We start from the raw sequence: 16,908 nt of genomic DNA, 5'->3' as shown, positions 1-16,908 counted from the left end.
CTCATTATCCATAATATCCAAAACCTTACACCCCAATCATCTCTCCTCTTAAACCTTCCAACAAATTAAAACCTCCTTACCTCATCTCCTCTCAACAAAAACCACTCACCCCACTACCACCCTACCCCCAACACTCTAATCTTCAAACCCATCTTCACACTCTCATAAACAATATCCACCACCACACCTCCTCCTATCCTAAAATCCCTCACAACCTATCCTACCCCCCCCTCTCCCAACTACCTCTACTCCAAATTTCTCTAATCAATATCCAACCCCCCCCCTTCATTTAACACACTCACAAAACTCCTAACATTACCCTCATTACCCCTTATCAATTCCACACCCATAACCAATAAACCCTATCACATCCCCCCCTCTCACTCTTACAACCTCCCACCAATCACTTAACATAATTACTCTAATAATACCCCATCCCACAATCTCTAAAACCAATACCTCAACACATACACTCCCCCCCCCCTATCCACACACTACCAACACCCCCCCCCCCCCATCACAAACCACTATAAAAAAACAACCCAACATCCCCCTCAACTCACAAACCCCCTAACATCCACAAAACCCCCTACACTTACCACCCACATATCACAACAAATAAATCATTAATCCCATCTTCCTCAAATACACTATCCTCCCAAAACCCAAAATCCCCCACCCAATCACTTACATTCCCACCCCCAAAAATTCAAATAACACCACATTAATTTCCTCCCCAAAACACCCAATCCCCACCTACTTCAACTATAACATAATCAAATCTCACACTTCAAAACCCAAATTTACCACCCTCATATTCCCATCCCCATACCTCCCCACCCAAAATACTATCCCTTACTCCCAACTCTCTTAATACACAACCTTCCCCCTCATCCCTATCCCCTTTCCACCCTCACTTCCACAATAACAATCTACACACCTCACACCAACTCTCCCCCTATCCCTACAAAAAATTTAACAAAATAACTCATAACCACCAACTCACAAATCTAAAACACACATTCCACCAATCACTCCAAACTTACCATATTTAATCACCCCTCAACCCTATCAAAAAATCCCATACCACCATTCCACACACACCTTCATCACCCTTACACTCCAAACACCAAACACTACATACATATTATTACCCTCCCCACATAAAAAAACAATCAAACACCTTTACATACATTACAATATACTATAAATAAAATCTTTTACAAAAAACTATCTACCAATCATTCACAATCACACCACCAACAATATTACACTCCCTTATACAAACTCAACAACCCTACAAAAATTCAAATAACCCTCAAATCATAACACCTAACAAAAATCATTAAAAAAACAAACACTAACACCCACTCACCATCAACCAACCACTACATCACATTACAATACATCTCCACCTACCCCCTCTTTTCTACCCATCTTTCTCTAAAAACACAAATACCTCACATTACCTTTCTCCACCCACAACCCCGCCAACCCCCACAACCCTACTCCACTCAACTACACAAACCACACATAACCTCTCATCCAAACAAAACTCCCCCCAATATACCCACACTCCACCCTCTCCTACCCCCTTAACTCATACCTACAACCACATCACCATCATCATCCAAAACACACCTCTCCCACACCACCCAACTTCACAAATTCCCACCCACATTCTCTAACACCCCACACAACACCCTACCCCTCCACAACCCTCCACCACATTCTCAATCCCTCCTTCAAATGCACATTGAACGTGCGGATACCAATAAAAATGCAAAATTTTCTAATTCACACAAAAACCAACCCACACACCAACCCCACCCCCACTCTACACACCCACTACCAACACACCCCAAACCACCCCCACCCCAACCACCAACAACACCCCCCCACACCCCAACCCCACCCACAAACCAACCACACACACAACACACCCCCACCCCACCCCCACACCAACCAACACCCCCACCAACACACCCACACCCACACCCACAACACAACCACCAACCCCCAACAACCACCCCCACCCACAAACCACACACCAACCCAACAACCACCACCCCACACCACACCCAAAACCACACCAACACAACCACAACCCCAACCCACCACACCACCCAACACCCCCCCCAACCACAACAACACCCAACACAACCCCCCCACCCCACCCACACCCACACCACCCAACCCCCACCACCCACCCCCCCCAACACCCCACACCACACCCAAACCACCCCCACCCAACACCACCACACCCACCACCCCAAACAACACCACCTACACATCCCTCACACACCCACACACCCCCCAACACCTCACATTCACCCACTTATACCACCCTCCCCCACTCCCCATTAACAACCCCCACACACAATACTCACACCCCCAACCCTTCCACCATAACCCCACACCCCTACTCACCACTCCCCCCCTTTCCTCCTCATAACAACCTCTATCTTCACCAAAATTCCTACTACCATACACACCACTCACTCTACACTTACCCACCAAATCATCTTTCCATACAGCCTAAATCCCCACCACAACACCACTCTCCCAACAATACTAACTCCACACCACAACAACGCTAACATAACTCATTCCCTAAAATCAACTCTCTACACACACCACACCTCCATAACTACTATCTCTCTCAAATACATATACTAAATCCACTAATCCAATCCATCAGAAAAAATCCAATAACTAAAACACACCCTACCAACCACACCACATATCAATCCCCCCCCCTACCCCTCCCACTCACCCACACCAACTCCCTAACCTCCCAACTCTCAAAAACCTACCAACCATACAATCCTCCATTCCTTACAAACTACCCCTCTCTCTATCATTCCACACCCTATTTCCTCACCCCATAACCTACCTCTCCAGACAAAACACCCCTTCATAAAACATTACCAAAACCATCCCTATACCCCATCCCCCCTTAACAACCATAAATCATCATACCCACCTTATACTCCTATCCCACCTCCACACACCTACCCACTTCCTATACTAATCAAATCAACTAAACAAATTCCCCAAACATTACTCATAACACTCCTATCCCAATCCCCTTAACCCAACTTAATCCCTCATTCCCTATCCAATTTACCTCCTTATAACCACAACTTCCAATTCTACCTCCATCTCCACACCACACTCATATAAACCCAAAATCCACCAACACACTACACACCCACCCACCCTTTATACATAAACCTCTTTTTTTTTACAATATTCAACCATTTTCACACACTCCCCCTTTACACCCATCCACATTCTTCCCTTAACCTCTCCACAAACAACAAACATCCACCCACTAACACATACAAACCCCATCCCAACCACATCCCAACAATTTCCCCAATTCCCCCCAACCAACAACTCACACTTCCCACAACAATCAAACTCATCTCTCTATCTCAAAACAACCACAATACACTATAACACATCTCTCTCCCCCCACAAATCAACAAAAACTCACACCAACACACCACTCCATTCAAACCCTTACCTCATACCTAAACACCCTAAACCAACCTTTTAATCAATTCCACAACACACCCCACAAAACCCTCACCTTCACAAAATTATCTACCAAACTACATCCACTCAACCCCTAAAATAATCAACTACCACCCCCCCAACACCACTCCAAACAACAATCTCTCTACATCTACCATCACCCCCAATCCCTCAACCAAACACATTATACTAAACCTACCTCCCATCATACTCCACTCTACCCTACAATCCTACATCTTCACTTACCCTCACTCACCCTTCTACCCAAAAATTCAAACATCAATCACCCCACCCCCTTACCCTTTATAATCAACTCACACCCCCTCTTTCTCCCCCAAACAATTCACCCCAACTTAATCCACACATACACCAAATTACCTTCAACCAACCACCACCCTTATAACCCCCTTCCCAATACCTAAACTTCCCAAAAACATTAATCATCTACTACCACATTCTTATTAATCAACACATTACTTTATCCACATTCCCAACAAAACCTCCATCAATATTACCAAACTAAATCTCAAACACAACTCTCAAAAAACTTAAAATACCACACATTCATCTACCAAATTCACCAACCCTTCACCCCCTCCACACCCCATCCCACCCACACCCCAAATCATCTCCACCTAAATTCAATATCACACATCATCTCTCCTCTATACCACCAATCTACCCCCCTCTTCTAAACTCATCTACTCCACCCCCCATCAACACTCAACTTAACATACTTCCCAATCCAACTACTCCCTCAAAACTACACTACATCTCTTACTCCACAACCCCCCCTAATACTATATTCACCCCAAACAATAATAATTCACTACCATTCTACAATCAATCTTCCTATCAACTTCCATCATACACTAATACACAAACCACCTCCCTAACATTTCAAATATACTTACATCCTTCTCACAAATCTCAATATCTCATTATTACCCCCCATAAACTACAAACTCCCTTCCTTACTCTTCACAAAATCATCCTATTCAATCATCTCCTTCTCCCCCAACCCTATCTCCATTTCATTCCACACAACTCTCACATTCAAACTACCACTAACATTCCTTACAATCCTCACCTTCTACAAAAACAAATATCACTAACCAACTTCACCTTCACCACCCTACTATACAAAATCAACATTACCTCCTAAAATTCCTCACCAACCTCACCCAACAATACCCTAACCACCCCTCCCATCTCCACCATCATTCAATCCTATAACCTCCCAAATACTCCATTTCCTATACCACCTCACCTCTCACATTCACCAAAATACCTCAATTCTATCCTCCTTCCCTCCCTCCCTTCCCCAAATACCCTACTCCACCCCCACACCCTACAAATCCCCCTACACTCCAAACAAACTCAAATCACACCACTCCTACCTAACTTACACTATTCCCATCCTAATAACCAAAACAACAAATAACATCTACAAAAACTCACAACATTTCCCCCCCTATTCCAACACCCAACCCCATCCCACCAATCTCCCCTTAAATCCCTTCTCAAATCACAACTAATTATAACTATAAACCAATCAAATAAACAAACACCACCTCCCAACACCCCCCCCCTTACACTACCCCCAATCAAATACCACTACACTTCCATAAACACTTCTCTACAAAATCACCATCCACAACACTATCCCCCTTAACCATTCAAACTTTTAATCACACCCCTCCTCCAACATCAATCAACCACCTATATACCAAATTATCACACCTAAACTACATATTCCCTCCCAAAAACCCCACCTCACCACACCACTATAACCCCCCCTCCAACTAACAAACCCTCAAACACAAAAACCTCACAAACAAATCCAACCCCTAACTCCCACACCCCCCAACACACAAACCTCACCACTAAAATAACCAAACAACACTCCCCACTCCCCCACTCACACTACAACTCAACCACTCAATCAACAAACACCACACCCACCACCCCCCACACCCCCTTCTCCTAACATCCCCATCCCTCACAAAACTCCCCTCCCCCCCACACATACTCACTTACCCTCCCCAATTTAACTCTCCCCCTCCTATTCTTCCTTTCACACAAACCCACCCCTACCACCCACCCCACTCCTCCCTCCCCCCCCCCCACCTCCCCACCTCTACCTCACCTCCTAACACCTTCCCACCCCCCACATCATTACATACTTCCTCCTACCATCCACATTCTCATTACCACCCAACACCCCTTACCACCACTTACTCTATCATTATCCAACAACCAAACCCCCCCCTCAAATCCTACTCATACAACCTTCCTTATCTCTTACCCTTACTCTCCATTTCCTCATCCTCTTCATCATCACCTCTACCTTCCCCCAACACTATCTACCTCTAACTCACCACCCCCCCCCTACACTCCTTCAAATACTACCATCACATTATCACTATCCTTCCCACCTCCACATCTTACACAAACAACCTTATTACCCTTTATCTCATATTTAAATCATCCTCACCCCACTTTCCAATACTATTTTACCTCCCCCTCAAACAAATAAACTCTCAAATACATTTCTCCTAAACAACTCCTCACCAAACTCCCTACATCACTACCCCATCTCTCACCCCACTCTCTCAAACAAACCTTTAACACCCCATTAATCAACCCCCTACATTCACCTCCCCATCCCCCAATTAACAAATCCTTCCACATCCATTACCAAATCTCCCTAACTCCTCAAATTTCTACCCTCAACTCCACCTAATCCACTTACCTCTCCACCCTCCCTCCCTCATCAACCTTATCATTTCCCAACTCTTACCATCCAAATTACCCCATCTATACCTTAAATAATCCCTCTATTTACTCACTAAAACACCTTACCACTCACCCCCCTTCACAACCCACTACCTAAAAATCAAAAACACATCTCATCACACTAAACCCAAAAAAAATAAACACACCTCACCACATCCCCTACCCCTCTTCACCACAATACCTATAACCCCCCTTCCACACCCCACCACCACACCCAAACAAACAACCACCACACACAAAAATTTACCTACTACTCCAAACTCCCCAACCCAAATCACTACCCTACCTATTATCCCACAAACCTTCCCTACCCTAAACCCCACTCTCACTCCCCACCAAATAAAAATCCAACCTCCCACCAATCCCCAAACCTCCAAACACAAATCATTAAAAAAATTCCAATCCAACCACACATATCCCCCAATCCCATACAAATCACTACAATCAACTCCCACCACCCTAAACCACACACCCTAACCCCACTACCCACACACCAAATACAAACAACTACAAAACACTCAACCCCCTACCATTCAATTACAATCCAACAAACCCCCCCTCACCAACCAACCCTCATACACACCAAAACACTCTACACCTACCCCCCAACCCCACTACATCATCCACTATAAACCCATTAACACCTACTCACCATACCACCCTACCACCCCATCACCAAACTTAAATACCTACAACTCTAAAAAACTCTCATACCCACTTTTCACCTACCACACACCAATACCACCATACCCCCACTTAATCCCCACCACCTAATCACTACCACCAACCCAAAATCAAATCTATCACCAACCCCTAAAATCACACTCACATATCTAATATCCCCACCTACCCCCTAAAAATTCCCCTCACACCACCTCCAACTCACCCCACTCATCCCAACTTTATACCTAACTCAACCTTATACCCACCCCCCATCCAAATCTCAATAACCATCAAATCATCAATACCCCCACCCCTCAATTACCACCCCCATCCCACTTCAAAAATCTCATAAATCCAAACCACAACACCCCTTAACCTACCACAAATCTTCAAAACCCAACCAATACCCAATCAAAACTACCACCCTCAATAACACCCTACTTTCTAACCAAAATCCTAACTCCCACCTCTAACAAAACTTACTCTTCCTATAAACTTCCCCCATACCTTAACTAACACCAACCAACTCCCCACAAAAACCCAATACAAATAACACTCACCACCTTAACACCAAACCCACCCCTTCTCAACCCCCCCACACCCCTCATCACAAACAACAACAAACCCCTAAAACAACTATCCCTCCTCAACCCCTCTAACACAAAATCCCACAACCAAACCAACACAAAAAACACAACCCCCAACTCAAAAATCCACAAAACCACCCCACCAACAAAATCACAATCCTAACCAAAACCCACAAAACCACAACACAACACACAAAACACCTACTATAAACTTACAAAACACACTCCACATACCCACACCTCAACAACTCACCTCAACAATACTAACAAACTACAACCAACACCCCCAACAACAAAATAAAACCACACAAAACACCATTAAAACCCTACCTCCCCTCACAAACCCTCTAAAACACTCAAAAATACAACCTAACATAACAACTACAACTCACACCTTACAAACAATAACAAAACCAACATCCTACCAAAACCATAAAACATCAATAAAACCAACTAACTACCAACCCACACTCTACACCCACTCACCAAACTCACACAAAACAACCATACACCATACACTAACCCCAACCCCCCCCCAACCTCACTACCAAACTACAATCCACCCCCCAACTACCTCCTACAACATACCAAACCCATCCTCACTAACCCTTCTATCACTACCACACTCAAAACCACTACACTAAAACCCATATACATAACACAACATACTCAAACACCAAATTACCTCTACAACAAACTCTCCTTAAACTCCAAACAACAATAACCAACAAAACCACCTACCTACAACCCCACCTACTCCACCCCACCACACCACTCCCACCCCACCCTCCACCCAACTACACCTATAAACAACCTTCTTCCAACCCACTCACCCCACATTCTATCAACCACTCACCACACTCCCCTTTCCTCCTACACCACACTTTCACTTATCCAAAACAAAACCCTAAACACCCCACTCTTATACCACCTTCCCCCAACCCCCACCCCCCCCACACTCCAATTCACATCCACACTCTTCACCACTCCCAACCAAAACTACTTTACCATCATACAACTCAATCATATCACCCCCCTTCAACCACCCTACACTTCTTAATCTAATCAACTTACACTTACCTATTTACTCCAACATTTTCCCCCCTATAATTTTACCCAAACCACATCCAACATTCTCACTCTAAAACACTACACTTCTCTACACCCACCTACTCAATTTCTCCCCAAACTCACCTCACCCTCCCTCCATTAAAATATCACCTAACATCTTCTTATACACCCACACAAACTTTCCTTTCACCACTTCCAAAATCTACCACTCTTAAAACAACTCTAATTCCAAACTCACCCCTTCCAAACCATTTACATCCTAACCTACTTCAATTACTTCCTCTCCCCTCCACACGCTCCCAACCGTAACAAGACAGCTATTCCATAACTCTAAATATCCACCCCCCACACCTCACAATCCCACCCTCCTACACTCCAACAATTATACTCCAGCAATTATTCAAATTTCCCCCAATATAACATCATAAAATCAAACAATTCCTAACTCGTTATATATTAATCAATTACTAAATATTATCTCTCAGTTCTCGCTCCCAATACCCCCACCAACAATATAAAAAACGCAAAAACTCATACATCGATCAAAATTACAAATACTAACTTTTCATCTCACCCTAACCCACAAACTTCGCATTGCTCCTCATACCCCTCACTCAAAAACTGCTTCACCATATTAAATCCACCAACTCAATCTTAATAAATCTAGCTAAACGCATTCTTACTCCAACAACCAATCACTCATCTCTACATATGCAAACAACCATCTCAACACCTCCATCAAACAGGTATTCATCCGCCGCATTTAATAAAGTATCATACCAAAAAATTGTCACTCCCAACTGACCAACAAAAGCTCTCAACCTATTTGCATTTAAAAAACTTTACCGTAACTTATTATAAAACCTATTTAACTAGTGTCATAATATTAATTATTAAAATATCTATCACATATTTCTACATCAAGCCAATACTTAACTTTAAAAACTCGTATAAACAAACGTGCTCACAAACAATATCGTCTCGATATTTAAATAGAAAACTTTAAATTTTATAATTCTATATCGTATCTCTATACCCATCCGTACCAAAAAAAAATTTGCACATTGCTCTTTACACAATTTCTTTAAATATAACAATTAAACCACATAACCCATCACATCCAAACCTCATTCCTCCTCTACCAAATTCTACTCACAAATGTCTCTTCAACCCTCTCCAAACATTTTCACAATCCCAATTATCATAATTATAATTATATATATGATAAATGAATACCAATTCATACAAACAATAAAACTATAACATTTCAACCACAATATTCCCCTAACCAAAAAGAATACAGAATAATAATTCTAAATGAAAAAAGTAACTACTTTTCATAAGAAAAACAATAAACTCTCCAGACAACTTCCTGTATACAAAAAATTAAAAAAACCATCACTCTCATAAAATCCACAAACACTCATAACTCAATAGAAAAATTCAAGAATTGAAGTTAAAGTGAAATTACATATACCAAGGATATTCTTTTTCTATATCTATATTATATCATCTCAAAAAATTAAGGTAATTGGACATTCATTAAACAAATTGTACATCTACATACATCATCCAATCTACCTGAAACAATTTTCGCAAGACTTATAGTTCATCTTTTACTATAAGACAGAGATTTAATAAATCCTATTAAAACACTACATAAAAACTACCGCTACCATAATCCTCCTACAATAAAACCAAAAAAACCACCCAAAACCATCCAATACCCCCCACAACCACCGACCCTACATCACACGTTGTCCGATTTTAAAATACCCTAGGTTTATAATATAAATAGAATAACCACGTTTTTCAACATCTAACTACAACATTCAATCAAACTCACTGTCATCAAGTTTAACACAGCTCTCTACAGAATGATTGATGAAAGAAGCTTAAAATTAAATTGACAGAAATCAAATACTATTTAAAAATCTATCACGTTTCTTTGTGTTATGATTGTTTGTTTCTGAGATAAAACATGTCGACAACATATGTGCAAAACAAATCGCGAACGGTTATCATTTAAGTTCTCACCAACAAATAAAACGTTCGTCATATTCTAATGCACTTCAGCTTCAAAGATGACCACAGCGAACAAGACTTAAACTCAATTACACTAACTTAAACTCTTACAAAAGGAAATCATTATCCAAACGTTATTAGGATCTAGTTCTAAAGCAATCTAGATTTGTGATACCCTTGGCTACTAACCGAGAGTATAGGTCAATGCAGAATCATAAAAAGCTTACGCTTGTTTTCTCCAGTAATCCGTTAAGGCAATAATATATAAGCACCACTCTCTCTCAATGATAGTGTCATATCAGATTGAACAATAATACCTGCTAACAGTCCCAGCGAATAAGAGTCACTGAGATTACAATCCATTAGTCAAAGTAAGTTTCATGCCTGCCTCACAATAAAATTGCCAGTATTAATTCTCAATGCCACTCCGACACCCTACACTTGTCAGTGTATTGTCCACCCCACTCTGTCAAATTCGCACTGATTACAAGGACAAGGATACTATGTATGTAAACCCGATTATAAGAGGTCGAAAAATTCCTATGATTCGATCCGTCGTTTCTCTATCAACCATATTCCTAACTCCTATAGTATAAGATGAGATGATAATCAATCTGTATCTTTAAACAACCGCCAATCTTCCATATAAACCTCATTAAAACTCTAGTCAACCAAGTAATTAAAAAGGATCTACAATTTCACTAGTTTTTTAGCCATATTACAAATAAACGAAGAACTGAATGCCTATTTCTAACAACTTGCAATTTAACTATGGTCCTGCGCCGGCCTGCCACCCATTATACTCAATGGAAATTATATTCTCCTATCACTACTCTAGCAGATTCGCTTAAACTATAGTAGCAGAAAACTACCATCAAAGGTAGCCGTCTATGCTCGTTAAGTAAAAATGCACAGATATAAAGCGCCCCCGCTTTGTTAGCTTTATCGATGGCACGGCATATCCCAAAAACATCTGTGTATAATTCTCTCAAGTGACCGCAACCTCATGCTGATAACGCTCCATCCCCGTTTGTCTAATGATTACCTTTGTTAGATATTAATTTAAGTACTATAGGTTACCTACATTTCCAGTGTACAACTTAGATCATAATTTCGAGTAAGCGAACGCTAACAAAATTGTGATAGAAAACTTAAAATATTTAAACGTTTCGCTTTTTTATTCCATTAATTTGTTCTCCCAAGATCAACAGTGTAATCGAATATAACAAAGAATATTACACAGACCTAAAGTCTTACCTACTCAACTTAACCAAGTACTCCTAAAACCCTTAATTCATAACGTAAAATCTATCTTATAAATTACCCATTAGAACCGCGATTACCAACTAATAAAACAAAAAAACCTAAGTTTAATAACACACTTGCAATCGTAGAATGCGGTTAGTTTCGATTATTTAATACATAATCAGTAATATATTTTTTGTTTATAAAAATAAAAATCATCCACAGTCAACCTACAAGATAAAACTGAACTTTCTCATCTCAATAATATAAATTCTCTTAGATCATAATCAATTGAACAAACTAAGCAAGTAAATACTAGAACGCCCGAAGTATTTTTGAATTCACAGAACTACGAGTGACCCTTTTTAATATGCCATCCGCCCCACAAACACTCTACAAATCAACACCATCGCCAACAGCTATAACAATTTCCGCATAATAATATATAAGTCACAACATTCTTGGAATCATTCTTAGCTTTAAAATATGATTTGATTAGAAGTGAGTAGTTATATCCACAATTCGACCCTAAATATTCATGCTGAGAATATTAAATACTAATACTTAACTGACATAGTAATTATTTACTCCATCCGATATAAACCAAACATACAAAAGTCACTTTTTAAACAGATAATAATGCGACTTAAATAAAAAAATGAAGTGAATCGCCATAGGTCACCTTAAATCCCCAATTTAAACACACATAATTATCCCGATATCATAGTACGCCCTTTAAGGCACGGTTTAGCCTCTTCTACAATATTGTTTATAATAATATTGTACCTCATCTGCTTGTCAAGGAAATCTCTTTAAAACGAGTTCCAGGAAACTATCCGCATAAGTCACCGGGCCCATTAGTGGCCTATAAGATTAGTAGCTTCTGGCGTATATCAGCTCCAAACCAACTACCTACAAAACAGCACCATAACTCACGCTCATTAATATCGGTCGTATTATTATATACTCTAATACACCATAAACCCAAGAAATCAATAAATCTCCATATACTCCCAACCACATACCCTCAACCGCCCCACTTTCCTTCTGTGAGAAAACACAAAGTTCGTTCAGAAATTACCCTCCACTGTAAACACTAATATAATTGTCTACTATGGGTCCGATCTCAAAAAAAGCGAAATGCCAGACAATGCTAGGCTCGGCCGTTAATCAGCACGATTTGAGGCGGTCTACAGAGTGTTTTTGTCCATACATATCTGATATCATTGCAATTATAATGTATAATCTAACTTCCACTCACATCCACAACTCAGCATGGCGATTAATTAAACCCTGTATTTAATCCTCCCTTACTCTGATGTCTTTGGTACCGGTTCCTTCACATCGTCAAAAAGATGGTCATTATAGAGCTCGAAAAATATCGCATATGGACCAATGGCTGCCGAATCCTTATTTCTATAAATTTAACATGATATGATGTTGCTTTCGTGACGACCGTACGCTAAAAGACGCTAACTACACCTCACACTCAGAATAAATTGGTATAGCGAAGTGCATTTCGTGAAAGTACAGCATATGGCGTTATTTGCCCATCATCATCGTACCCTCATCCTTTATTCTGTAAATAAACAATAAGCGATGTGTAAATAGAGTTATAAGAGAACATGCCTCTCACTGCAGGCTTATGGCGCGTATATTCTGTATCTATCCTCCCATCTTTTAACGAGTCTGACTGATGAGGAAATTTTCGGTTTAGCAGATGGCTGCCAAGCGCAATGAGATACGTGCTAATCGGGAAAATTACAATGTATGCCCATCCGAATATTAATTATTCGGACTCGCACTGAACTGGATCACAAAACCATACTTTGCTTTAGCATCACTACATAATATTTCAGCCGGTGACTTGCTTACGGGTTTAATACGTCTCTATAGGTGTTTTGCATAGAAGCTGCTCCAGCGCATGAATGCCGATTGACAATATGCTCCAACACGTATTGGTTCAGCGCTAGCGCGCATGGAAGCCGAAGCCCGAATAAGCATCACTGATGACGTGATTTAAGCCCTCTATTATCATCCTCAAGCTAAGACAGCAGATACCCTACTTTAACAGTCAAGGGCTAAACATTCAGAAGCAACCTATCCCTCTGTGTATCTAAAAATTTTATAAGTGGTTTAAGTATTTTGCTGAAAAGCAAACCTAGAGTTTTTTATGATCTAAACAAGCCCAAGTCTTCACTATCTCTTAGAGTAATCTACCTGGTTACTTATAGCGTATAATCCCTTCCATCGATTATTGAAAGAGTAAATTCGCCGATGAAGTGCACGTTGATCAAGTTATTCGTTGATGGAGAGTTGTGTGATATCTATTATGGGTGAGTATGTATACTGATAATAATACTAACGAAGGTAGAATAGGTATCAGATAATAAAAAAATACTGACACACATCCTAACTTATATATTTTTCAATTTTTATCTTAACCAATTTAGGAAGTCCGATGACTTATGAAAACCCAATGCCCCTACCTTCGTAATATGAAAGTTTGAATTACTATCAACGCCTTTTTAATATTCTATCATGTGAGGGGATGTGACCAGTGAATGCTAGTGACTAAGTTTTTGTATTCAATACCTGATGTAAAAACTATTACGATGTATATATAAACCTGTGAGAATAAAAAATACAAAACTAAATAAAAAATAATAAATCTAGAATTAACGATTTAAACGGTTAGAGGGTTTAATGTACGTAAGAAGATGTAATAAGCAATCTGTCAGAATTGTAGAGGAATTACAGCCTGTACAATAAGAGTAACACATAAATACACGTTCTGAATACTATCTTACAGAAACATTGAGAGTACAAAAAATTCTAAAAAAACCTTTAAAAGAAGCTTTTTCAGGACAGATGTAATCTTAGAAAGAGCTAGGTAAAGACAAAATAATAAGATAGAAAATATATACTGACTAAATATACTACTAGAAATCTTATCTAATATCAAGATATGTACAAAGGTAGAAGAGCCATAAACACTACTATATAAAAATTATATAAGATAATATGAAAGGAGTTGAAAAAGAACCTTTCAAGGTACAGAAATAAAGTCATCGTTAGTGAAAAAAGAAAACAAAGAAGAATTTTTAAAATAAAAAATATAATTTAAGATTAATATTTCAAAAAGATAACTTGTGAATGCTTCTTTTCACGAGAAAAGCTGATAAAACAAATAAATACCAATGTTAATCACAAATAGACAATGTTTCAATGTCCTAAATAACGAATACCTATCGCTACAAACATACATGTATAAAAAAATGTTTTTCTAAATTATATATTCTTTCCACTGCCTAATCCCGTATAATCCTCAAACACTTCCTCGACTAAAGTGAATCTACATTGCTAATAAAGGATGAGTCTCGCAGACTTTTAACACCAATTGCAGCTGAGCTAGAAAAGAGATACAATGTACTTTTAAAAAGCCGCAAATAGTGATTCTATTACTATTCGAAAAGAACCGTTCAAATCCTTCCACAGCTAGAACAAGGTCTGACCGCAATCATGGTCTTTATTATCCAGTGCTAGCAAGAACATCATTAATAAAGGCTCAATTGTGATATTGCACGAGCGAATTAACTTACACCTGAAAGGCAGGCTATTTTAGTAATGTTTAGAAGGCTGCCAAAAACGGTGTTTACGGTATAGTCACATAAATCAAGTAGCGTATGCTTCAAAGCGTTTGAGAATAGCACCTCACGAGCAAAAGGTAAGTTTGCTTAGCTACAACCTATTATTATCAGAGAAGTACATTCTTAGCAATGGGAAGAAGGAAGCTTCTCCTATTGGAGCGGCTCGAACAAAAATGCCTTAGAGACTTCGAGAACCTAATGATTCGAGTTATTTACAGTGAGTGGACAGAATCGAACTTAGAACATTAAAACAGCTGATGCGCATAGCGGATGGAGAATAGTTGTGATTTTTTAACGGGGGGGGGGGTGGGGGAGGGGCTTTATATTCTTTTTTTAAAATGATGAGAGCAGCCGGTTGTATGGGAATTATAAGGTTATCAGACGGTCAGAAGAGCCAGCGACTATATTTTATAATCTATTAAAATAGTAATAAAGTACAAACTATAGAGTTGAGGAATTTAACTGAGGAAATTAGAGCCTGTTATATAATGCTGATACAATACTATCGAAGACAGTGCAGTTTTGAACAGATAATAAGTGCAAGTCAAAAAAAGCCAGCAAAATAGTACAGGCGTTGACTTTGGCAAGAGGTGAATTTTAGACATCCACAACAAATGTGCTGCGGTCTAACCGCTATTTTTATCACATACTGCGTAAAGATGTTACCACGGTGACTTGGGCCTATCACAAGATAATTGATTACCAGTCGACTACTGTGACAATAGTCGGGTATTAGAAATAAATTGATAGGTATGATTGGTAGAGTGCCTGTTGTAACACAGACAATATTGAGCCGCTTTAACTTGTTCAGATTATCTGTATAGAAAACAAAAAAAAAGTGAAAACCTATATAGCTCATTATAAATCCCAAAACGGATATTTAATGTCCGTTTTTTATGCTATACCTTATTGAAAAGATAGCCCCCGCACTTTCAACAAAGCTTAGCACTCATATTACCAAGAATTAGCCGAAATGGCCCATCACCTGATATCAGCTTTTGTCTTGATGCAGGATCTGACCTGAGGAAGTGCTTATTGCTACGTGACGCCCAAATTTCTAACTTTCTTCAAGTACTGCATAGGTCCTGGCAAATAACCATTTTTGGCAATTTGCTTATCCATTAGTTTGGGAAGGCCCCATTTTTATAACCTGAAAATAAAAGTCGCGTTAGTTTTATCGTTGCATTTGAGCTGATCAGGACTTTCTAAATTCGGGCAAAAGCTGTGGCCATGACAAACGCTAAGACAAATAAATCTTTGTCGTGACCCCCAGGTAGCATTCGCCGAGGTTGTTATCATCAGCAAACAGCAATCGCACGTGACCA

The organism is Psychrobacter sp. AH5 (assembly GCF_040371085.1).
Lineage (GTDB): Bacteria > Pseudomonadota > Gammaproteobacteria > Pseudomonadales > Moraxellaceae > Psychrobacter.
This window is presented reverse-complemented; position numbering follows the sequence as displayed.